Source organism: Sarcina sp. DSM 11001 (genome assembly GCF_900101015.1).
Lineage (GTDB): Bacteria > Bacillota > Clostridia > Lachnospirales > Lachnospiraceae > CAG-791.
Genome location: NZ_FNFZ01000003.1, coordinates 188,784 through 211,140 on the forward strand (window position 1 = coordinate 188,784; position 22,357 = coordinate 211,140).

Below are 22,357 nucleotides of genomic sequence, written 5' to 3' on the forward strand. Positions count from 1 at the left end.
TGAAACCTTATCCCTTGAAACCTTATCCCTTGAAACCTTATCCCTTGAAACCTTATCTCCCGTGACCTTACCCTTAAGACCTTTACTCCTTGAATCTTTTTTACTCCCTGTGTCTTTCCGCCCTACAAGGCCGACGCGTAAACCGCCGCCCCGATGGCTCCTGCAAACCGCGCGTCCGGCATGGTCCGTACTTCCCGCCCAAAGGCTTTTCCCAGTCTCTCGCAGACAAAGGGAAAGTCACACAACCCGCCGGTCAGATACAGGGGGCCCTTCTCCAAAGCCACCTTGGCGGCCTGGGTCTTGACCTTCTGCGCGATAGAATCGACGACTGCCCACGCTATGTTTTCCCTTGGCGTCCCGCGGCCGATGAGATTGGTCACCTCCGACTCTGCGAACACCGTGCAGAGAGAACTGATCCGCGTCACATCCCCCTGCTCTGCCATCTCGCACAGGCCTGCCGGTGTCACCGCCAGGGTATTGGCCATCACTTCAAGAAACCTCCCGGTCCCCGCGGAGCACTTGTCGTTCATGGCAAATTCCAGAACAGAACCATTCTCAATGACGATCAGTTTTGTGTCCTGCCCCCCGATATCGACCACATTCAGAGTATCTGTTCTGAACAGAGCTGCCGCCCCTTTCGCGTGACAGCTGATCTCCGTCAGGCATTTGTCGGCAAAAGGAACCGAGACGCGCCCGTAGCCGGTTGCCACAAACCGTGCCTGGCCGTCTGTTTTCACTTTGTCACGAAGGTCGAGCCTGATCGCCTCCGCTGTGTCCACACTGCTCCATCCGGTCGGCCTCAGGTCGCGCCAGACTATCTCCCGGTCCGGGTTGATCACGACCGTTTTCGCGCAGGTAGAACCGATGTCGATCCCGACTCCATAATGTCTGCTTATGCCATCCATAAAGCGACGCCCTCCCGGTTTCCATCTTTTCTTTTAATAATTTTCTCATGTATACAGTGAATAGTCCAATTCAAATCCATTTTTATTTTTCATCGCATTTTATTTTTCATCACACAAGACTCGCAAGCGAGTCTTGAATCTTCATCGAAAAATCTCTTCCCTCAGAAAAAGGTAATTGTTTTTCAGTGTCAGAACCGGCTTCAGTTTTCCGCGTTTTACCAGATCCAGAATATTCTGCCTGGAGCAACGCAGGAGAGAGGCTGCTGTAGATGTATCGATTATGTTATCCTGTATATATGTATAAAAATCCCTGTTGGTAACAGGCAGGAGACTGCCTTTTCTGCGAAGGTCTTCCGAAGATAAACGCCATTTTTCGTTGATTCTCACACCGTGCCCGCCGGCTTCCGGAGAAAGCCGGGTGATCTCCCTGTAATAGCAGGCGAGACGTTCCATCCTGCTCTGCTGCCGGTTGTAATCTGCAAGCAGATCTTCCGCAGAAATACGTCTGACCATCCCGTCGCGGAAAAAGAAGAGGAACCCGGTGCCTTCTGCCGGAGGGTTTCCATCAGCCGGAACAGGCATATCCGCCGGAGGACCACCATAAGCCGGGACAGGCATATCCGCCGGAATACAGGAAAGGATCGTCTGCTGCAGACGCCGGTTCAACTCTGCCGGGAGGCTGCCTTCTTTTAAGGGTACGAGAAAACAGTCATCCTGGGCGCAGCGGCCTTCCGCAAGAACCAGAAGGCGGAAGGGATCGTATTCTCTGAGGCCGTTGGCCCGCAGGATCATCCCCAGATTCTGGCGATCCGGAGGAATGATCCTGAGTTCCGCCCAAAGCCTGCTGGATCCGGGATCGAGACTTTTTTTGCCCCGCTTCACAAAGGAAGAAATGAGAAGCGGGGCCTCCCATTCATCCACTCCATCGCAGATTTCTATATGATATTCATCTGAAACCGGATAATAGAGCAGCCATCCCAGATCGCGATCCTTCGCGATGGACGCGTCACGAATTGCAAAAATCTTCATAATACTCCCATCTTTTCCACACCATTTCCCAGATCGCGTCTCTCCATTGAGCCGGAAGCGCATCCTCCAGACCGTTAAGAAGATACTCTCTGGATTCTTTTTTCAGGCGTCCGGGCAGCCTGCGGTGTTCACAGGGGATCAGCCGGAGGTTGTCGGCTGCCGAATTTGACCCCACGAAGCACTGGATTCTCTTGTCTGACAGGGGATCTGCGCCAGCCAGCTGTTCTTCCTTGTGTGCGGAAAAATATAAAGATAATCCATGATCAAACAGAGGCGCAAGGTGCACTGTTTTTTGCATACGATTACGCAGAACCTCCATGTTGGCGCCGTGCCGGTCCCGGTTTAAAACCAGGAAATCGACGATCAGCATCTGATAAATATATTCCTCCCATCCCTGCCGGATGCAGAAATCCAACGGGCTTTCCCCGGACAGTCTCTCCATCTGATAATAAGCATCCAGCGCGATCTTACTCTCGCCGCTTTTTTTAAAATCAGCGGATCTGCAGAGCCATGTTATGTACTCCTCACCGTCAATAACAATTTCAGCGTGGATCAGCTGGTATTGGAGATGCGGGATCTTCAGTAAGGTCAGGAGTCTGTCTGCAATAATCTCATTGACACATTCATGTCCGACGATTCCACGGAAGGAGTCATAGTCTGACAGTTTGTAATACCAGTGTATTCCTCCTGTTTTTTCCGAGGCTTTCAGAAATGAACCTGCGGTTCCGGAGGAGCGGCGTGTCTTCGTCCAGTCCAGGTGACGCAGATCACACAATTGCGTCCAGATCTTTGATTCTTCCATATGTCATCACCTCGAAATCATTTTTGTCGTTCACTATAATTAAATTTTAGCAATTTTCTTGTCAAATGACAAGGAAAACAGTCTGCGGAGATGCCTTGTAAACCGGACCGATTGCTATTTGCCGCCCGTTGGCCGGACTCGGAGGTTTTTGCGTTCCAATTATAAAAAGCGATTCTATTTCTTTGACGACATTTCGTTACCGTACAGACCCCCTCGAAATTCGAGGCGTTTTTTGCGGCTTTTTCGCGAAAAAACCGAGTGGAACGGCGAAAACCCCATCGCGAAGCGATTTGGAATGGGATTTTCGCAAGTTACAGTACACGCCCTCGATAGGGCGTGTACTGTAGCGGCATTTCGTTAACGTACAATGTTTTTAAAATCGTTTCCTTTTTTACGGTAACAAATTGGTGTATTATATTTTCATCCCCTGAACATCAACAAGTTTAAGGGATGCTGTTGCCAATGGTATATTTCCGCTTAAGGAGTACCGCCTTGAAAAATAATTCGAAAATATATTTGGAAATAAGTTCGAAAACAAATTCAAAAACAAATTCAAAAATTAATTCGAAAACAGATTTAAAAATAAACATAAAGAAATTCCTGACAGTCCTGGCTGTTCTGGCCGTTTTCCTTAACCCGGTCCGTGCTTTTGCCTGCACGGAAATCTATATCGGTTCTCATCTGACCGACGATGGGAGTACTGTTTTCGGACGTCTGGAGGAATATTATTCCGACATGGGCATGCCAAAGCTTTTTGATGCAGTTCCCTCCGGAGTCCACAAAGCCGGAGAAAAATATCTGGGCTGCTACGGTTTCAAATGGACCTTCACGCATGACAGCTACAGATATACTGCCTTCTGCGACGACAACTCGCAGGGTGTGTGCCCGGACTGCGAAGGTACTCATGAACATACGCCTTATCAGGCGGCAGGGACAAACGAAAAAGGCCTGAGTGTTTCGGCCACTGAAACTCTTGAAAGCAAAGAAAGTATTGTATCTGTCGATCCGTTCAATACCGAATCAGGCATTGAAGAAGCCGAAATTCCGACGATCCTGCTGAGCGAGGCGGCCACAGCCAGGGAGGCAATAGAGCTCCTCACAGAGATTTTGTCTACGACAGGAGGCTGCAGCGCCGGCAGTGTGATCGTGGGAGATGCCGAGGAAACCTGGTATATTGAGAGCCTGAGCGGAACCCAGTACGCCGCTGTAAAGCTGAATGAGGATCTTCTGTTTGTCTGTCCGAACATCTCGATCATCGGTCTGGTTGATCTGGATGACACGGAAAACATCCTCGCTTCGGACAAACTGATTGAAACAGCTGTCAGGGCAGGAACCTTCAAAGGCGATGCGGACGCCCGAATTATCGATCTTGCAGCCTCTTATGAAGATCCCTATGATTCGAACTATTCCCGTCTTTCTGCCGCATTGAACTTTCTGTCTTCTGAGGCCGCCTGGCCAACAAATATGAAGGCAGGGGATATTGACAGCAGGGATTTCAGGATTTCCAATGTCGACGCAAAGGGGAACACCGTCCCTCCCTATACCGGGATCGTGGCGGATAGAAAGCTGAGTATACGGGACGCAATGGAGCTTTTCAGGCGGCCGCCCATCAGCAAACACCGCAGTCTCGAGACCCACCTGTTCCAGATCAAAGGGGCAGGGAAGGACGATACCGTGGAATGGATCTCCATGGGCGATCCCCTGTACAGTGCCTTTGTTCCCTACCTGCCTATGCTGACAACCGACGTCTCCGCTCCATACCGGGCCGGTACAGAGATGCCCGAATATGCGGAGGAAAAGCCGGCAGAGGGCCTGTATTACGCAACGGAATACGGCTTATGGGGAATCTATCCTGAAGGCTGGCACAATTCCTTCTACTGGGTTTCTACCGCTCTGGAACATATCGCCAGGAAGGATAAATCCGCCGCCAGGCATATTGCCGAATCCATGAGCGCCCTGCAGGATGAAATATGCCGGAAGCAGATGACCGGGAATGCCGCCGCGGAAAAGGCCTACCAGACTGCGCTGGAGCTCCTTAAAGAATATGGTATGTGACCATATGTGACCATGTTTATCTGTCTGCTCCCGGGCCTGCATATTTTGAACTGCATGTTTTGAACTGTATGTTTTGAACTGTATGTTTTGAATGAGTCCCCAATTTTCAAAAGCCCTGTCAGTTTTGACAGGGCTTTGTTCGTTCTATCAGTTTTCAGTTAAAACGGGTATCCGGGGATAAGCAGTCAGGAAGAATGCACAAGTCTGCCCTTTATCCTGCAGACCCCGTCCTGATACTCCCAGTTCAGTGTCTGGCAGGCGTGCCGGGTCAGAGCCATACAGAGCGCATCGCCTGTCTCCAGGGGATTCTGGTCTCTGCCGGCGTACATCACTTCCATATCCACACTGCCCCCGTCTTCATCACTGTACTCAAATACCAGCCGGATCTCGCTGTCCCTGTCCAGCATCGGAAGGATAACCTGTATGCAGAATTCCTCCACCACAGTCAGCATCCTGTTCACGATTCTTCTGCTGATCATATGCCTCAATCCGAACTGCTCGATCCTGGCAAACTGCTCTGCCGTGTCAAATCCGGCTTTCCCGATCATCATTTCAAGCACCTGCAGTCGGTTGATAAACTGACGGGTCTTGTCCTTTTTCGGCGCGTTAAAGATCTCTTCCGGAGTGCCCTCTTCATAGATGATTCCCTCGTCCATGAAAAATACGCGGTTGGAAACATCTCTGGCAAAATGCATCTCGTGGGTGACGATCAGCATCGTCAGACCTTCCCCGGCGAGTTTTTTGATGACCGAAAGCACCTCCTGGACCATGGTGGGATCCAGGGCGGAAGTCGGCTCATCAAAGAGGATGATCTTGGGATCCATGGCGACAGCCCGGATAATGGCGACTCTCTGCTGCTGTCCTCCGGAAAGCTGAGCCGGAAGGCTGAGCGCCTTGTCGGCCAGACCGACCATCTGCAGAAGCTCCATACTTTTTTCGCAGGCTTCTATGCGGTCCCGCTTTAAAAGCAGCGTCTGGGCCAGCATGAGGTTCTCAATGACCGTCAGGTGGGAAAACAGGTTGAAGGACTGGAACACCATCCCGATCTGCTCTCTCATCTGATTTACGTTATAGCCTTTTCCAAAGGTATCCTGCCCTTCAAACAGGATCCTTCCTTCATCCGCCTGCTCCAGGTGATTCACCAGATTCAGCAGGGTGCTTTTGCCTGTCCCGGACGGGCCGATGACCGAGATCACATCCTGTTTGAAAATATCGCAGCTCACATCTTTGACGGGCGTCACATCCCCAAAGCTCTTCCTCAGATGTTCAATTCTGATGAGCGGTTCCTCTGCCTCCTCCTTTTCCGGACTGACCGGCTGCTCATGTTCCATATTGGCATCCGGCTTGAAGGCCCTGACAGTTTCCACGATCTCTTTTTTGACAGATCTCTGTTCCGGATGAACCTTTTTCGACAGAAACCGGAGAAGCCATGTCAAAAGGGAACAGAGAATGAAATAAATCAGAGAAGTCAAAAAAAGCGGGAAAAATGCTTCGTAGGTTCTGGAGCGGATGATATCCGAAGCCTTGGTGAGGTCAATGACGGAAATGTAACCCGCGACAGCTGTCATTTTTACTGTGGCGATCACCTGTCCGCTGTAGGAGGGCAGGAAATGGACCAGAGCCTGGGGCCAGATCACCTTCTGAAAGGTCTGGAGCTTTCCAAAGCCGAGCGCCGTCGCGGCTTTGATCTGCCCGGGCGGCACAGCTTCGATACCGCTCCGGAAAATCTCCGAGCAGTAGGCGGAGAATTCGATGGAAAATGTGATGGCGCAGATCCAGAAGGCGCCCAGTCCGCTTTTGCGCAGGACGATATAATTCAGAACAAGCAGCAATACTACAACGGGGAGCGCCTGGAAGATCCGGATATACAGACTGGCAAATGCACTGACATAGGGATTCCTGCGCGTGCGCAAAAAACAGATCAGCCCGCCCAGGGCTGTTCCCAGAACCCCTGCGATCAAAGACAGGAGAATCGTCACCCTGAGTCCGGAAAGCAGGACCTTATACCGGTCTTCTGTCACGAATGTACGCCGGATGCTGTCAGAAATATTTTTAAGAAACACAGAAGCTTTGGAGACTTGTTTCAGCACAGGCTCCCGTCTGACGATCATATAGTATTCGTCTGCCATCAAAGGATCTGTGATATAGATGCTCGCAAGCCGTTCTTCAGAGTAGGTGACCGAATCCGCGCAGATATCATAGGTGCCTGAAGCCAGTCCTGTGAGTTCCGCGGAAAAGTCCACAGTCTCATACTGAGGAATATAGCCCTCCGCAGCACAGAATCCGTTTATGATCTCTATGAACTCGCCAGTGAGGGTTTCACCCTGATAATATGTCATCGGCGTCCACAGGCCTCCGGTCACGACCCGCAGTTTCCCCTTCTCACCAGAAAAACTGTATTCGCCCATGACGTCGCCGGCCCGGCCGGGATCCTCCCACTTTTGGCGGAGCGCGTCATACTCACCGCTCTTCTTGAGATCGGTCAGATACCGGTTCAGTTCTTTGCACAGGATCTTTCCCTTTTCACTCTTCTGAGTCGCAAAACCGAAGTCCACAACAGTAAAGGGCTCTTCGATAAAGGCAAGATGCGGGTGGGTAGTTGCCAGGGTCTGCCTCTCATCGATGAATCCCACCGCCGCATCGACCTCACCGGCTTCGAGCGCGGCATAGCTGTTCGACAGGGAATTATAAAAATGGACCTTCCCTTCGGGGAAGCGTTTCAGGATCTCCGTCTCCCACTCATGAATAGTCAGAGACCCGAATCTGGTGCCGGACGCCTCCAGATCTTTCAGAGTCATTGAGGTAACCGGGCAGCCATTTTCATCCACCCCTTCGGTCTCATCAATAACAGATACCGTTCCGATCAGATGTGGGAGAAGGAGAAGAAGTACGATGATAACTGCCAAGAGTATTTCGTAAAATCCACTGGTTTTCTTTTTCATTTACTGCCTCATTCCTGTTTAGGATTCCTGCTCAGGCTGCCCGTTCTTTTCTTCTGTTTCCTGTTTGCTGTTATCTGGTTAACCCGTTTTCCTTCAGCCATGCCGCCACATCAGAGGAGAGTGATGATCCGCCGGAATAATGGACCGACAGTCCCTCGCCCAGAACGGAATCCGGGGCCAGCTTCGCGATCGCTGTCAGACTCTGTCCGAATCTGCCGCCGCCGTGAGAACAGAAGGGAATGATCGTTTTCCCGGAGAAGTCATATTCCTCAAGGAAAGAAGCGATCGGCATCGGGATGGAGGCCCACCAGTTCGGATAGCCCAGCAGGATGATATCATAATCATCCATGTTCGGAACATGGTTGGAAAGCTCAGGTCTCGCCTGTTTGTGCTGATCCTCCTGTGCTTCCATCAGGACAGTATTGTAATCCGTGGAGTAGGGATGAACGGGTGAGATCTCAAAAAGGTCGGCGCCTGTCTGGGACTGGATCTCTCCTGCGATCCCCCGTGTATTCCCGCTCCAGGAAAAATAGGCGATCAGGATTTTCCCGCCTGTCTCTGCCTGCAGAGACTTTTCTCCGGCCGTCACAAGTCCGGAGCGGCTGTCATCCGCATTTCTCACGAGGCGCACACCGAGGTTGAAGCTTTTCATATCTTCCTGGCCGGCAGCGCGGTAAGCGCTGCGCATGTTCTTGGCAAAGTCGTTCCATCCGCCGCCGCGATAGATATGCCTTGTCCCGGATGCCGCCCCTGTCGGATCCTCTGCGTCAGCAGCATCATAGGTTCCGTAATGATCCCAGCACCACTCATTGACATTGCCGTGCATGTCATAGAGGCCCCAGGTATTTGGTTCAAAGCTTCCGACAGCCAGAGTAGTCTGCCGGTATTCCCCGGGTTTTGCCTCAAGAGCGGAGTTATCGAAGTAGTTTTCTTCAATCTCGTAGGGATAATGACCGTAGAAATTTGCCTCTTCCGCACTTAAGGAACTTTCTGTATTAAAGGGAGTCACGGTACCGGCCCGGCAGGCATACTCCCATTCCGCCTCCGTCGGGAGACGATAGCCTTCTGCGGCAAGATCCCATGTTACGCCTTTATCTGTAATAGTATAAACCGGTGTAAGTCCCTTATCCACACTTTTCTCATTGGCATATTGGACAGCCTCCAGCCAGGAGATATTTTCAACAGGAAGATCATCTCCGGTAAATGTGGCCGGATTTTCTCCCATCAGCCGGACATATTCTGCCTGTGTAGTTTCATAAGGGTCGATGTAAAACGAAGAAACCTTGACTTCATGCTGCGTTTCATCATCGATCCTCCAATTTTCCGTTTCCGGACTGCCCATCAGGAAGGTGCCGCTCTGGATCAGTACAAATCCGTCATCCACAGCCTTCAGGTCCTGCTTCTCTGCATCTTTATTGTCCAATACTTCCTCCTTCGCGCTGTCCCGGGTACTGTCCCGGGTGCTGTCCTTGTCCTGAGTACTATTCAGCGTTTTGTCAGATTCACCGTTCTGTGCGGTCTCTGCCTGCTGTGCACTCCCTTCCGCCTTCCCGGAAGCGCCCTCCGCCTGCATCGCACTCCCGGCCGCATTCCCGGAAGCGTCCTCTGCCTGCATCTCACTCCCTTCCGCATTCCCGGAAGCGCCCTCTGCCTGCATCGCACTCCCGGCCGCATTCCCGGAAGCGTCCTCTGCCTGGGACGGATTCCAGTCTGCATTCCCGAAAGATTCCGCCCTGTCTCCAGACGGAAGCGCAAGCTGAAGCATGATCCCGATGATAACCGCCGCCATTATAAAAACGACCGGCAGCAGCGGATTCTTTTTAACGGCCGCTTTCTGTGCCGCATTCCTGCAGATCTGCGCAGCCTGCGTGCCGATAAAAACCCAGAATAAAAGCATCAGGATATTTTCAAAAAATACAAACCAGCCGGCTTTATCATAGTCCAGGAACGCAAAAGGGACCCGGAAAAACAGGTAGTCCGGCATGTTGTTCCGAAGAAAGAGATAGAGACCAGACCCTCCGATACAGGCAAAAATGCAGGCAAGGACAGTCCTGGTCCCGGTTCTTAATCTCAGCCCTGCTGTCATGGCCGGGATGTGCATTCCCAGGTGAAGGCCCATCAGCACAAAGGCCCAGTGGGACATAGAGAGATGCATCCTGCGGACAAAAGAGACCGGCGCCATCCCGTAAAGGAAGGGAACCGCATAGCTGCTCATGGACATACCGCAAAATGCAGTCAGGGCAAAACAGACCAGGAGCAGGATATTCAGTACAGTAGATACGGCCCGATAAAGGCTGTATTTCCCCTTGCGCAGCGCGCCGTACCATTTCCGGTTCAGGATCTGATGGATGATGACAAGCACCGCCATGCTTACACCGGTCCATTCATGCGCCATCTCTCCCGTCACCTGATAGGCCATGAGACAGAGGAGGAGGACAGTCATGGCTGCATCCACGATTCGTTTCATTATGTTGCTCGTTCTGAGTCTGGACAAGGTACCGTCCCTCCATTTTTCTTAGAAAATTTCATTCCCTGCAGGAAGATGTCGTTTCCTGCAGGGAATGATGTTTACTTCAATCCCTCGATCCAGGACTGAAGCTCTTCTTCAGTTACATCTCCGTCAAAACGCTTTCCTTCCAGCCAGGTGCCGGTGCCTGCCAGAGCCTCCATGTTGGAGCCGCTCCGGCCGATGCCGCTGCTGCCGGATGTGCAGAAAGGGATCACCGTGATGCCTTCAAAATTGTACTTCTCAACAAATGTATCCAGGATGCGAGGCTCCTCGCCCCACCAGATGGGAAAACCAAGGTAGACAGTTGTGAAGCCCTCAAGGGAGAGGTCTCCGCTGCCGATCTCAGGGCGCACGCTCTTATCATTCTGCTCTTTCGTAGTACGGCTGCTCTGGTCGTTATAGTTCAGATCATCGGAGGAATAAGGCTCCGCTGCCAGGATCTCATACAGGTTTCCTCCGGTCACGGAAGCGATCCGCTCCGCCACACCCTTTGTGGTGCCGGTCGCTGAGAAGAATGCCACCAGGACATCAGAATGCGCTGCCGTCTCAGCTTCGGTCACGGCAGTGGAAGCCTCCTCGGATGAGAGACTGGAATCCTCAGCAGTTTCCTCAGTTGTTCCCTCAGTCATTGTTTCCGGCTCTTCGGAAGCTGCATCAGCTGTAAGATCTGTGGTTTCTGCCGGTGCGCTGCTTGTTCCAGGCTGCGAATTACTGCCGCAGGCTGTGAGCATCGCAAACATAAGGACTGTCATGAGTATCGGAATTATTCTTTTCATAAATTTACCCTTTCGCTTTACTTAAACAAAAACCTATTGCCTTCAGGTAATGGCCAGTCAACAAAGTACCTCTCTCTTCAAGCCCGATTATTTCAGTCTGTTGTAATCTTCTTCATTTACTGCTTCCAGCCACTCTGTGCCTGCATCCTCCCCTGCCACTTCAATCGCAAGGTGGGAGAACCAGGAGTCCGGAGCTGCACCATGCCAGTGTTTTACATTCGCAGGAATGTTAATTACTGTGCCGGGTGTCATTTCAACAGCTTCTTTTCCCCATTCCTGATAAAAGCCTCTGCCGCCGGCACAGATCAGCATCTGTCCGCCGCCGCTCTTTGCATGATGGATATGCCAGTTGTTGCGGCATCCGGGCTCAAAGGTCACATTGAAGACCGGGACCTGCTCTGTGGACAGCGGCGCCAGATAACTCTGTCCTTTGAAAAACTCCCCGTAAGGATTCGGCTCGCCGATCGGGAAAAAGATCGTGTTCTGAAATCTGTCTTTTTCTGTCACCCCGGGTTCTTCTTCATTCCAGACTTCCTTCGCCAGACGGAAGACCGCCCATCCCTTGGGCCAGCCCACGTACATAGTCGCATGGGTGATGATCGCAGCGATCTCCTCCTTCGTCACTCCATGGGCCTTAGCATTCTGAAGATGATAGGTCAGGGAGGAATCTGTGATACCGGAAGCCATCAGGGACACCACTGTGATGATGCATTTTGTCTTTACGTCGACAGCTTCCTCATTCCATACTTCTCCGAAGAGCACATCGTCGTTGAGATGCGCAAACATGGGCGCGAATTCTCCCAGCTGGTTTCTTCCCGCAGTCTGCACGATTTTTTCACTCATTTCTTCTTTCCTCCTTACTGCATCGGTTTTTGCTGCAGATACCTGACTTGCCGGCACCCTTGCAGGATGCCAGGTTTTCCCTCCTTACTTCCCAATCTTCTGATCACCGGTGGACCAGACATGTTTTTCTTTTGCTGCCGAGGGCTTGTTCTGCGCCATGACACCCGCCAGCGGGTGGGGCACATAGGGTTCCTCGAGATAGAGGATCTCTTCCTGAGAAAGGACCAGATCCACTGCTCTCGCGGCGCCTTCGATATGATGCAGCTTCGTGGCACCGGCCACGGGGGATGTCACCTTTGTGAGCAGCCAGGCAAGGGAGACTTCTGTCATTGTCACACCGCGCTTTTTGGCCAGCTCCGCTACTCGGGCGATGATCACATTGTCCTGGGCAGCTGTTGCGTCATACTTAAACTTCGCATAGGCATCTTCCTCCGCCCGTTTTGTTCCGCCTTCCCCGGGAAGTCTGGAAAGCCTTCCGGAAGCCAGTGCGCTGTAGGGCGTGAGGGCAATGTTCTCCTCATCGCAGTAGGGGACCATTTCCCGCTCCTCCTCGCGGAAGATCAGGTTGTAATGCCCCTGGATGGAAACAAACTTTGCAAAACCCTCCTTTTCCGCCAGGGCATTCGCCTTTGCGATCTGCCAGGCAAAACAGTTGGAGATGCCGATATATCTGGCCTTGCCTTCTTTCACGATCCGGTTCAGTCCGTCCATGATATCCTCGATCGGCGTCTGCCAGTCCCACATGTGATAGATATAGAGATCTACATAATCCATGCCCAGGTTCTGAAGACTCGTATCGATCATGTTTTCAATGTGCTGCTGACCGCTGATGCCGCTCTCGATCTCATCCTGGGTCCTCGGAAGAAACTTGGTGGCTACAACTACATCCTCACGTTTTGCAAAGTCGCGAAGCGCCCGGCCGACATACTGCTCACTGGTGCCGCTCTGATAGGCGATCGCCGTATCATAAAAGTTCACACCCAGCTCCAGTCCCCGCTTTATGATCTCCCTGGTGTGGTCTTCATCAATGGTCCAGCTGTGCTGTCCCCGTCCGGGATCTCCGAATCCCATGCACCCCATGCAGATCCGGGAAACATTCAGTTCTGAATTGCCCAGTTTTGTATATTTCATGAGACGATTTCCTCTGCTCCTTCCTGCTGATCCTTTACAGCTTTCTGCCGGTCCTTTACGACTCTCTGCTGATCCTTACAGCTTTCTGCTGGTTCTTTACGACTTCCTGCTGATCCTTACAGCTTTCTGCCGGTCCCTTTCAACTTTCAACTCATCCTTGATCCCTTACAGGACCTCGTTCAGCCAGCGCCGGATCTCCGCTTCATTCGGCCGGTTGATCTGACGGCCTTTCGCCCACTTCACATCGCCGGTCACATTCTTATGCAGGGCAGTATCGCTTTTCCCGACACCGCTTCCTCCGGAAGTGCAGAAGGGAATGATCTTTTTGCCGCTGAAATCATAGCTTTCCAGGAAGGTTTCGATGATCCTGGGAGCCACCCCCCACCAGATCGGGAAACCAACGATCACGGTGTCGTAGGAACCCATATCCGCAACACTGTTCGCGATCTCAGGTCTCGCGGAAGGATCATTCATTTCCACGCTGCTGCGGCTTTTCTTGTCCGTCCAGTCCAGGTCAGCTGAAGTATAAATCTCCCCGGGAATGATCTCATGAAAATCCGCTCCTGCGATCCTGGCGATTTCTTTTCCGACTTTTTTCGTTACGCCGCTGGCGGAAAACACTGCCACCAAGACTTTCTTTGCCATCGATGTACACTCCTTTTTAATGCCTGTTATCTGATGTTTGTTAATTGATGTTTGCAATTGATGCTTCTTATTTGGTGCTTCTTATTTAATGCTTGTCCCTTGATGCCTGCTGTCTATTGTCATTAGTTTACTCTCTCCCATTTAATCACTTACCCAGCAGCCGGATCAGGCAGCTGCTGGTCAGTTCATAAACGGTTTTGTACACATAGTCCACGCCGGCTTCCCGCATGGCAGTCTTCTGCTTCTCCGTGACTGCTGTATAGGGATAAATGCCGAACATAAAGGGATAGAAGGTATAGATAAAGTTTTGAATGTCCGCCGCGCTCATGTCCGGGCAGTTTTTCTCCAACAGCATGCACATAAGCTGCATAGAGCGGCCGTAGGACTGCTTGAACGAGGTCAGCATCTCCTGGCGGCTGTTGGCTTCCATGTCATAGTTGTTCATAGAGAGAAGCTTTAAAAGCTGTTCCCTTTCTGCCAGGGACTGGGCGATCCGGTCCGCCAGCTGCGCTTTTGTCAGCCATCCGTTTCCCTCAAGAATTGCAGTCAGTGCTTCGTTCCAACGGTCATACTCCCGCTTGAAAAGTGCCAGAAAAATCTCTTCCTTCGTCTCAAAATAGTTATAAATCGTGGGACGGGAAAAGGATGTGATCTTGCTGATCTCCTTGAGTGTGATCTCCCGAAAACTCATCGTCTGGTAAAGCTGCTCGCAGGCATCCACGATCTCCTCCCGTTTCAGAGCGACCTGTTCCGGTGTTCCTTTTCTCATTACAATCTCCTCCGTTTTCCGCTGCTTATTATTCTTATTTATTATTCTGACATCCTGTCAACAGCTGCATTATATATCTGCTCTGACATTGTGTCAATATTCATTTTCGAAGTTTTTTCTGTACTGTTTTCCGCGCAGCTGTTTTCCCTGCAAACGAAGAAGACTGATCTGAGCAGGTGGATCATATCCGGTGCTCAAATCAGTCTCCTTTTCAATCATCTTTCCAGTTTTCTTTTTAGTTTTCTTTTAAATAAGTGTTGTTCCTTATTCGAGACCGCTTCTTATTCGAGGCAGCTTCTTATTGGAGGCAGCTTTTATTCAATATCAAGGTCTGCTGTGACCTGATAGTAATCGCAGGCGTGGGCTGTATAGCCGGTGACGCCGGCTCTGGAGATCATATTCATCTCCAGGAAGGAGCAGAATACATAGGCATTATCATCCAGGATCAGCTGCTGCAGTTCTATCGCGATCTCGCCTCTCTTAGCGGGATCGAATTCCGTAGCCAGCTGGTCGATCAAAGAGGTGACTTTTTCGTTTTCATAGGCGCCGAAATTATAGCTCATGCCAGGGAGGCAGCTGGTGGTGAAAAAGTACTGGGGGTCTCCGGAAGGAGCCGTGACCAGGGCCGAAGCGTAGATGTCCCAGCTGTTCATGTCCGCAAGAAATTCGCGGCGGTTGGCAGTACAGTTGATGTCGGCCTCGATGCCGATCTCCTTGAGAGAGGCCTGTACGGACTCAGCCAGCAGGGGAAGTTCCTGGCGGCTGGGATAGGTCAGCCAGCGGATCGTCAGCTTTTTGCCATCCTTCTCACGGATGCCGTCTCCGTCGGAATCCTTCCATCCTGCCTCCTCCAGAATCTTTTCAGCCTCTTTCGGATCATAGGTCTCTGTTTTTACATTTTCGCCTCCGAAATTGCTGAATCCATCCGGGAAAGCTCCGTTTCCGGGCACTCCGTGCCCTTCCAGGAGTGTAGCCACAAAGCCCTCCTTATTGATCCCCATGGCAATCGCTTTTCGGACCGCGGGATCCTGGATAACAGGGCTCGTCATGTTCATAGACGCGAAAAAGGCCCGGGACGTCGAGATGGAGGAGAACTGGAAACCGTCATTTTCAAAATTCGGATAGGCTTCATAGGCCATTCCGTAGGCGGCGTCAATGTCGCCGGCCTGCAGAGCAGCGGAAAGCGTATCCCCGTTGGAAAGCGTGCGAATGGTCAGTTTATCGATCTTGGGCGTGCCGTTCCAGTAGTTTTCATTTTTGGTCAGGGACAGGTGATCGTCCGTCTTCATATCGGTCACCACATAGGGACCTGTGCCCGCGACGATCCCCTTGTCAAAATCGGAGGCCTGAACATCAATGATGCAGCCGTAGGGATCCCCCAGGTAATTCATCAGCGCCGGGTTGGGCTCGCTGGTGGTGATCGTAAGGACCTGGCCGTCCGCCTGAATATCCGTGATCTTTGTGTCTCCCGGAGCCCGGTCATGATTGGCGAGCAGATGCTCCAGGCATTCCTTGACAGCTTCTCCGTCCATCAGACGTCCGCTGGAAAAATACACATCGTCCTGCAGGGTGATGGTCCAGGTCAGATTGCCGTCGTTTTCCCAGGATTTGGCCAGCCAGGGCTCCAGTTCCATGGTATCTGTATAATGGACAAGTGTCTCCCCGATCCCGTAGCGGATGCAGGCCCAGCCATTGTAGGTGCGGTGGGGATCGACTGTCTCCTCCCAGTTCTCTGCGTTGAAGGTCGTGTCGCCGATGACCATAGTCTTTTGGCCGTCTGATACCTGTTTAGAATCCCCGGTACTCTCCGCCTGTGTGGATCCTCCGTCTGCCTCCACACCAGATGCCGTGCTCTTTCCCGCTCCCGCGGAAGATCCGCCGCATCCTGCCAGCAGACCGGCTGTCAGACAGAGAACTGCCAGGACCGGAATCCATTTCTTAAATACCCTTTTTTTCACAACAACTCCTTTCCCGCCTTATTTCAGGTACTCTTCATGATCTCCGCGGATATTTTTGTACGTGTCTTTTCGTCCCGTTCCTTTTTCAATCCGGAGTCTTTTTCAATCTAAATACTTTTTCATTACATAAAGAGCGTCAGAATGTTACAGAATGCTGTCGATCAGGCGCTTTGTATACGGGTGCGCAGGACATTGGATGACTGTATCCGGAATTCCTTCCTCCACGATCCTTCCCTGGTACATCACCAGTACCCGGTCGCAGAATTCCTGTACCAGGGCAATGTCATGGCAGATAAACATAATCGAGAAATTCCTGCCCTGCTGCCTGCGAAGGTCCCCCAGCAGGGACATGATCTCCTGCTGGACCGTGACATCCAGGGCGGATGTGGCCTCATCGCACAAAAGGATCGACGGCCGGATGGCCAGAGCCCTGGCGATGGCGGCGCGCTGGCACTGTCCGCCGCTGACTTCATGCGGATAGCGCCCGGCAAATTCCGCAGGCAGATCACACAGGTCCAGAAGCTTAGCGGTCTCCTCCCGGGCCGCCGCGGCAGACCAGCCATTGTTGCGCAGGCTCTCCCCGATCCCGTCCCCCAGCGTGCGGCGGGGATCAAAAGAGTCCGCCGGCTGCTGAAAGACCATCTGGATCTCCGAATAAACGCTGCGCAGCGCTTTCCCGCGCAGACGGGTTATGTCCCTGCCCTTTAGCAGGATCTGTCCGCTGTCCGCGTCGATCAGGCGAGTGATCATATTGACGAGCGTGCTCTTGCCGCTGCCGCTCTCCCCGATGATCCCGAGACATTCTCCCGGCAGCAGGGAAAAACTGACCCCATCGACTGCCGTCAGGGGTGTCTGACCCCTGCGCCTGAAAATTTTTGTCAGATCACGGATCTCCAGAACCGGTTCCGTTTTTCCATCCTGCATGCTTTATCCTCTCTTCTGTCTCTTCAGACGCGGGACGGCGGACATCAGTTTTTTCGTGTAGGCATTTTCCGGGGCCTGCAGCACCTGCTGTGTCTTTCCGTATTCCACCGCCTCACCGTCTTTCAGGACCAGTACATTGTCCGCCATTGCACCCACGAGGCCGATGTTGTGTGTCACCAGGACGATCGAGGTCCCGAATGTCCTGCGAAGCAGTAGCATCTCCTCGACGACCTGTTTCTGCACAAAAACATCCAGGGCCGAAGTCGGCTCATCTGCCAGCAGAATGGAGGGCTTCAGGAGCATGGCGGCCGCGATCCCCACCCTCTGCTGCATACCTCCGGAAAGCTCAAAGGGATAGCTGTCGAGGATACGCTTTCCATCCTCAAAGCCGATCTTCTGCAGCAAATCGACGGCATGTTCTGTAAAATCCTGTTTTGACACCTTTCCGTGGGCCGCCGCGCTCTCATAGAGCTGCGCCCCGACCGTGCGGACAGGGCAGAAAGAGCTTCCCGAATTCTGAAAGATCATCCCGATCTCCGGGCCGTTGACCCTGCGGAGCTCTTCGGCCGTCAGGGCGGGAAGACTCCGTCCCCGGTAGAGAATATCCCCCTGCGTGACAGCACCGGCCGGCCCCAGAAGACCCATCGCCGCGCGGATCAGAGTAGATTTGCCGGAGCCGCTTTCCCCCACGACCCCTAGGATCTCTCCTTCACGGAGAGAAAAACTGACATCCCTGACAACAGGAAGGCCGCGATAGCTGATTTCCACCTGTTCATATTTGAGAAGTTCTCCCATCGATCGAGCCTCCGCGCTGCCGGACTCTCCTGCGAGCCCTGCGTACTGTTTACAGATCCCTGCTCCCGGGGGCAGCACCGGAAGCGTCCCGCAGGGCGTCCCCGCGGATGTCACAGATCCCTGCTCCTGGGGTCCGCATAGTCGCGGATAGTATCCCCGAGAAGATTGAATACCATGACGGAAAGGAAAATGGCCGCGCCCGGTGAGAAAGCGACCCAGGGAGCTGTCGTCATCAGGCTCCTGGCATCGCTCATCATGCTGCCCCACTCCGCCGTGGGAGGCTTGGCGCCCAGTCCCAGAAAACTCAGCCCTGCAAGCTCCATCATCATCGTGCCTATGTCCAGCATGGAAGTGACCAGAATCGGGCCTATGATATTAGGCAGCAGATGAACAAAGATGATCCTGAATGTACTGCTCCCGGCAAGCTTTGAAGCCTTCAGATACGCAGTCTCCCGCTGGGCCAGCGTCTGGCTTCTCGCTATGCGCGCGTATTTGGGCCAGGAGATCGCCGCCAGGGCTATGATCGCATTTTGCAGACCGCCCCCCAGCACGCCGGCGACAGCCATGGCAAAGACCAGGCCGGGGAATGCCAGGAAAATATCCGAAATACGCATGAGAACCGTGTCCGCCCGCTTCCCGTGCCAGCCGCAGAAAACACCGACCAGAGTCCCGACAGCCGTGATGACAGCTACCAGGAGCAGAGTCGAGAAAATGCTCGCCCGGCTTCCGGCGATCACGCGGGAAAGCATGTCCCGCCCGTATCGGTCCGTACCGAGAAGATGCGCCGCGGAAGGTGCTGCCTTCGCGTTGGCCAGATCCTGCAGATTGGGATCATAGGGCGCCAGCGCTTCACTGAAGACTGATCCCAGCAGCAGAAGCACTGCCAGGACGCCGAAAAAAACCAGCCTGGCCCTGACAGAGCCTGCCCGGGCTCCTTTCATCCCCTTTCGGGCTCCAATCCCTTTAAAATTCTTTGTATAAGTCTTTGTATGCCCGGTTTTTTTATCATGATCACTGAGAAAATTCTGCTTCATTCGGAGGTCACCCCCAGTCGGATGCGCGGATCCAGCAGATGGTAGACAAGATCCGTCACCAGATTGACCAGCACATAGATGACCGCCATCCAGACGACATAGGCCTGGATCAGGGGGTAATCACGCATGGTGATCGCGTCGACCGCCATCTTGCCCACGCCGTCCCACATGAAGATGCTCTCGATGATGGCAGTTCCTCCCAGAAGACTCCCGATCGAGAGCGCGAGAAGGGTAATGATAGTCAGCATAGAAGACCGGATCACGCTGTTCCACAATGTCACCCGGCTGCGGACTCCACGGGCCTTTGCTCCCGTCACGTAGTCCTTCTGAAGTTCCTCCAGAACAGCCGCCCTGACCTGCCTCATGTATTTGGAGGACATGGCAATGGCGAGGGTCATCGTCGGCATCAGGGCACTGCGCAGGGAGATGCCGTTGGACAGGACCGGCAGAAGCTTCAGCCTGATTGAAAGCAGGTGCATGAGCAGAAGGGCGACAAAAAAGTTTGGCAGGGAATTTCCGATAAAACTGATAAAGCGGAGGATATAATCGACTGCCCGGCCGCGGCAGACCGCTGCCAGGATCCCCAGTGGGATCGAGATCACGACCGTTGCCAGGATCGACAATACCGTGAGCAGGAGGGTCGCCGGCAGTTTGGACGCAAATGTCGCCCAGACATCCAGACCTGACACATAACTTGTCCCCATATCGCCTCTTAACATCCTGCCCAGCCAGGTGACATACTGGGTCAGAAAAGGCTTGTCCAGCCCGAGTTCAGCTCTTTTGGCGTCAATGATCTCCTGGGAGACCGCCCCCTTGTCCCCGTACAGCTCCGTGATCGCGTCGCTCCCGGCTATACGCATCATGGCAAAGGATAAAAAAGTGATGCCGATCAGAACCGGGATCAGCTGCAGAAGCCGCTGAATAATGTATTTATGCAAGGTATTCTCCATTTTCTCTATTATTCGAAAAAGCCCCGGCAATAGTGGCTGGTCACAGAACCGCCACCCCGGGGTTAAAATGAACAATTCTATTGTAAATGCCTTTTTTTCCTGTCGGAAGCCCCATAGGGGGATAGGGAGTAATAACACGCACCGGGCAATAAAGATACACAGAAAGCCCCATAGGAGGATAGGAAGTTATGTCAACCCGACTTATGACAGGCCTGATTAAAAAGGTCACTTATCGGCAAACTTCCTGTTTTATATCTATTTATATCCCCCCACTCGGGTTGTGGGAGGGTATGGCGGATGTTACTGTATCGATAGAAGCGAAATGTTTTCCCGGCCTGACGGCCTGCAGCACAGGAAGGAAAAGGTGAGCAGATGTCTCTTTCAACGATTCTCTCCGAAAACAGACAATACTGGACCGGACGGTCTGCCGGTTATTCCAAAATCAACCGGACAGAACTGTCCACAGAACAAAGAGAGAAATGGAAATTCTGTCTGAAAAATGAGATCATGGACCATTTCCCGGACAGAGCCCATGAGGAGCTGTATGTTCTGGATATCGGGACAGGTCCCGGCTTTTTTGCGATCCTTCTGTCTGAAATGGGTTTTTGTGTCACAGCAGTCGATCTGACACCCGCCATGCTGGATGAAGCCAGGAGAAATGCCGGAAGCCTCGCGGAAAAGATCCGCTTCCTGGAGATGAATGCGGAACAACTGGATTTCCCCGATGATTCTTTCGACGTGATCGTCAGCAGGAACCTGACATGGAATCTGCCGCATCCGGAAAAGGCCTACGCGGAGTGGTCCCGGGTCCTGCGGCCCGGCGGGCTCCTGCTCAATTTCGACGCCAACTGGTACTCCTATCTTTTCGACAGTGAGTCACTTTCCGCCTACAAGACAGACAGGATCAACGCCGCAGCGGAAGGCATACACGACGCCAATATCGGGGAAAACTTCGATATCATGGAAGACATTGCCCGCCGCATCCCGCTCTCAGGGATCCGCAGACCGGGCTGGGATCTGGACATTCTGGGACAGCTCGGACTGCGCGCCGAGGCGGACGAGACCTTCTGGGAAAGGGTCTGGTCCCGGGAAGAAAAGATCAATTTTTCTTCCACACCCATGTTTATCGTCCGGGCCGGTGCGTAAATAGCCTCATCGTTTTCATATTCCTGAAAGAGCCAATCGAGTAGGAGGGGGCGTTGCGCCCCCGTCCTCTCACACCACCGTACAAGCCGTTCGGCATACGGCGGTTCAATCAACTTAACAAGCGGCACGCCTCTTGGCGTAGTAGTCCACCATAGAGATTAGCCCGAAGGCGGCTAATCTTTTATTGCTTATTGCTTTATGCACCCATCCAATATGGGCTATTCTTGCGTATCTGTTTCCGCAATACGCGATTTTGTACGCCGCCCAACGGGGTACATCCAGCATCATCAGGAGCTTGGCTCTGTTCTGAGGCGTCTTCCAGTGTTTCCAAATACACATCCTCAGACGGTATCTGATGCTACTGTCCAGCCGCACACACAGTCCTTTCATGCTCCCGATTCTGAAATAGTTTATCCATCCTCGGATTAGCTGGTTGAGCTTTAGCACCTTATAGGAGTTGCTCACTCCCCAGCTTCTGCATGTCAGTCTCTTCATCTGTGCCTTGAACTTCGCCACTGCTTTCGGGTGCGGTCTGGCCTTGTATGCTTTGGCAAATGAGTCAAAGTAAAATCCAAACCCTAGATACTTTATTCCCTTTGGCTTATCGACCTTGCTCTTTTCAGCATTCACTTTCAGTCCGAGCCTTTCCTCTATAAATCGAGTAACGCTCTTCATGACTCTGTCCGCCGCCTGCCTGCTTCCGACCATGATGATAAGGTCGTCTGCATACCGGACGAAATCCAGCCCTCTTGCTTCCAGTTCTTTGTCCAGTTCATTGAGCATGATATTTGCTAACAGCGGTGAAATATTCCCGCCTTATGCCGAGCTAGTTGTTATGCCGAGTTAATGCTAAATAAGCTTGAAATAGCAGGAAACACGCGCCGGTTATCTCGGCATAACATATTCCTTCTTGAAGGAATTCCGGAAACCAATAAGACACAGATCTGCTCTCCAATCCAGGTATTAAATATTGGAACTCAGCATTCTCCTCAATCTTTGGAGTAAGAATATGTCCAAAGATTGAGAACCTATATGAGCCTCATTAATATAGCGGAAGAATTATGTCGAGATAATCGATGATGAAGCACTATAATTACAAGTGATAAAGTGCTTATCTCCACATAACTAAGAGCTCGACATAAGG

At 52.4% G+C, this 22,357-nt stretch carries 18 protein-coding genes; 2 read left to right on the forward strand and 16 right to left on the reverse strand.

Features of this window, described 5'->3' with window-relative positions; genetic code table 11:
* Positions 1–122: 122 nt before the first annotated feature.
* The 3 genes from BLT02_RS02570 to BLT02_RS02580 all read right to left on the reverse strand — a co-directional run bounded on the left by BLT02_RS02570 (position 123) and on the right by BLT02_RS02580 (position 2,736).
* Positions 123–905 (reverse strand): acyl-CoA dehydratase activase, encoded by a 783-nt coding sequence (locus BLT02_RS02570; protein ID WP_092991298.1) that lies wholly within the window; start codon positions 903–905, stop codon positions 123–125.
* 141 nt (positions 906–1,046) lie between these two features.
* Positions 1,047–1,934, reverse strand: a complete 888-nt coding sequence (locus tag BLT02_RS17670) for a hypothetical protein (protein ID WP_242869681.1) — start codon at positions 1,932–1,934, stop codon at positions 1,047–1,049.
* Positions 1,912–2,736, reverse strand: coding sequence for a HipA domain-containing protein (locus tag BLT02_RS02580; protein ID WP_092991299.1), 825 nt, complete (start codon positions 2,734–2,736; stop codon positions 1,912–1,914). The genes BLT02_RS17670 and BLT02_RS02580 overlap by 23 nt, the downstream gene beginning before the upstream one ends.
* A gap of 492 nt (positions 2,737–3,228) precedes the next feature.
* Between BLT02_RS02580 and BLT02_RS02585 the strand changes: the two genes are divergently transcribed.
* Entirely contained in the window at positions 3,229–4,791 is a 1,563-nt protein-coding gene (locus BLT02_RS02585) for a C69 family dipeptidase (RefSeq protein ID WP_175453658.1), read from the forward strand.
* Between the two features lie 185 nt (positions 4,792–4,976).
* On the opposite strand, the gene BLT02_RS18080 is transcribed toward BLT02_RS02585, so the two are convergent.
* From BLT02_RS18080 to BLT02_RS02645, 12 genes are all read right to left on the reverse strand, one after another.
* The gene (locus BLT02_RS18080; RefSeq protein WP_092991301.1) at positions 4,977–7,733 is read right to left on the reverse strand and encodes an ABC transporter permease subunit; all 2,757 of its coding nucleotides are present in this window, start codon (positions 7,731–7,733) and stop codon (positions 4,977–4,979) included.
* A 70-nt stretch (positions 7,734–7,803) separates the two neighbouring features.
* Positions 7,804–10,227, reverse strand: coding sequence for a flavodoxin (locus BLT02_RS16730; protein ID WP_139187375.1), 2,424 nt, complete (start codon positions 10,225–10,227; stop codon positions 7,804–7,806).
* A 74-nt stretch (positions 10,228–10,301) separates the two neighbouring features.
* Positions 10,302–11,018: a flavodoxin gene (locus BLT02_RS02600; RefSeq protein ID WP_092991302.1), complete on the reverse strand. Its 717-nt coding sequence runs from the start codon at positions 11,016–11,018 to the stop codon at positions 10,302–10,304.
* An 87-nt stretch (positions 11,019–11,105) separates the two neighbouring features.
* Positions 11,106–11,861, reverse strand: a complete 756-nt coding sequence (locus BLT02_RS02605) for a carboxymuconolactone decarboxylase family protein (RefSeq protein ID WP_092991303.1) — start codon at positions 11,859–11,861, stop codon at positions 11,106–11,108.
* 84 nt (positions 11,862–11,945) lie between these two features.
* The gene (locus BLT02_RS02610) at positions 11,946–12,992 is read right to left on the reverse strand and encodes an aldo/keto reductase (protein ID WP_092991304.1); all 1,047 of its coding nucleotides are present in this window, start codon (positions 12,990–12,992) and stop codon (positions 11,946–11,948) included.
* 165 nt (positions 12,993–13,157) lie between these two features.
* Complete coding sequence (locus BLT02_RS02615) at positions 13,158–13,637, reverse strand: flavodoxin (RefSeq protein WP_092991305.1); 480 nt, start codon at positions 13,635–13,637, stop codon at positions 13,158–13,160.
* A 145-nt stretch (positions 13,638–13,782) separates the two neighbouring features.
* The gene (locus tag BLT02_RS02620; RefSeq protein WP_092991306.1) at positions 13,783–14,406 is read right to left on the reverse strand and encodes a TetR/AcrR family transcriptional regulator; all 624 of its coding nucleotides are present in this window, start codon (positions 14,404–14,406) and stop codon (positions 13,783–13,785) included.
* Positions 14,407–14,720: 314 nt separating this feature from the next.
* Positions 14,721–16,364, reverse strand: coding sequence for an ABC transporter substrate-binding protein (locus BLT02_RS02625; RefSeq protein ID WP_092991307.1), 1,644 nt, complete (start codon positions 16,362–16,364; stop codon positions 14,721–14,723).
* Positions 16,365–16,508: 144 nt separating this feature from the next.
* Positions 16,509–17,288 carry an ABC transporter ATP-binding protein gene (locus tag BLT02_RS02630; protein WP_092991308.1) on the reverse strand — a complete coding sequence of 260 codons (780 nt, stop codon included), beginning with the start codon at positions 17,286–17,288 and terminating at the stop codon, positions 16,509–16,511.
* Between the two features lie 3 nt (positions 17,289–17,291).
* A complete protein-coding gene (locus tag BLT02_RS02635; protein WP_092991323.1) occupies positions 17,292–18,083 on the reverse strand; it encodes an ABC transporter ATP-binding protein in 792 nt (263 codons plus the stop codon).
* 110 nt (positions 18,084–18,193) lie between these two features.
* Complete coding sequence (gene nikC / locus BLT02_RS02640; protein WP_347474868.1) at positions 18,194–19,117, reverse strand: nickel transporter permease; 924 nt, start codon at positions 19,115–19,117, stop codon at positions 18,194–18,196.
* Positions 19,114–20,055: an ABC transporter permease gene (locus BLT02_RS02645; protein ID WP_092991325.1), complete on the reverse strand. Its 942-nt coding sequence runs from the start codon at positions 20,053–20,055 to the stop codon at positions 19,114–19,116. The genes nikC and BLT02_RS02645 overlap by 4 nt, the downstream gene beginning before the upstream one ends.
* 384 nt (positions 20,056–20,439) lie before the next feature.
* Between BLT02_RS02645 and BLT02_RS02650 the strand changes: the two genes are divergently transcribed.
* The gene (locus tag BLT02_RS02650; RefSeq protein ID WP_092991309.1) at positions 20,440–21,213 is read left to right on the forward strand and encodes a class I SAM-dependent methyltransferase; all 774 of its coding nucleotides are present in this window, start codon (positions 20,440–20,442) and stop codon (positions 21,211–21,213) included.
* 114 nt (positions 21,214–21,327) lie between these two features.
* Here BLT02_RS02650 and BLT02_RS02655 read toward each other — a convergent pair whose 3' ends face one another.
* A complete protein-coding gene (locus tag BLT02_RS02655) occupies positions 21,328–22,020 on the reverse strand; it encodes a group II intron maturase-specific domain-containing protein (RefSeq protein ID WP_347474873.1) in 693 nt (230 codons plus the stop codon).
* Positions 22,021–22,357: the final 337 nt, after the last annotated feature.

What these genes read in the sequence shown, in the direction of transcription:
- BLT02_RS02610 (WP_092991304.1), bottom strand. Translation starts at nt 12,992, where the DNA reads ATGAAATATACAAAACTGGGCAATTCAGAACTGAATGTTTCCCGGATC.
- BLT02_RS02630 (WP_092991308.1), bottom strand. Translation starts at nt 17,288, where the DNA reads ATGCAGGATGGAAAAACGGAACCGGTTCTGGAGATCCGTGATCTGACA.
- BLT02_RS18080 (WP_092991301.1), bottom strand. Translation starts at nt 7,733, where the DNA reads ATGAAAAAGAAAACCAGTGGATTTTACGAAATACTCTTGGCAGTTATC.
- BLT02_RS02570 (WP_092991298.1), bottom strand. Translation starts at nt 905, where the DNA reads ATGGATGGCATAAGCAGACATTATGGAGTCGGGATCGACATCGGTTCT.
- BLT02_RS02580 (WP_092991299.1), bottom strand. Translation starts at nt 2,736, where the DNA reads ATGGAAGAATCAAAGATCTGGACGCAATTGTGTGATCTGCGTCACCTG.
- BLT02_RS02615 (WP_092991305.1), bottom strand. Translation starts at nt 13,637, where the DNA reads ATGGCAAAGAAAGTCTTGGTGGCAGTGTTTTCCGCCAGCGGCGTAACG.
- BLT02_RS02635 (WP_092991323.1), bottom strand. Translation starts at nt 18,083, where the DNA reads ATGGGAGAACTTCTCAAATATGAACAGGTGGAAATCAGCTATCGCGGC.
- BLT02_RS02605 (WP_092991303.1), bottom strand. Translation starts at nt 11,861, where the DNA reads ATGAGTGAAAAAATCGTGCAGACTGCGGGAAGAAACCAGCTGGGAGAA.
- BLT02_RS02650 (WP_092991309.1), top strand. Translation starts at nt 20,440, where the DNA reads ATGTCTCTTTCAACGATTCTCTCCGAAAACAGACAATACTGGACCGGA.
- BLT02_RS02600 (WP_092991302.1), bottom strand. Translation starts at nt 11,018, where the DNA reads ATGAAAAGAATAATTCCGATACTCATGACAGTCCTTATGTTTGCGATG.
- BLT02_RS02620 (WP_092991306.1), bottom strand. Translation starts at nt 14,406, where the DNA reads ATGAGAAAAGGAACACCGGAACAGGTCGCTCTGAAACGGGAGGAGATC.
- BLT02_RS17670 (WP_242869681.1), bottom strand. Translation starts at nt 1,934, where the DNA reads ATGAAGATTTTTGCAATTCGTGACGCGTCCATCGCGAAGGATCGCGAT.
- nikC (WP_347474868.1), bottom strand. Translation starts at nt 19,117, where the DNA reads ATGAAGCAGAATTTTCTCAGTGATCATGATAAAAAAACCGGGCATACA.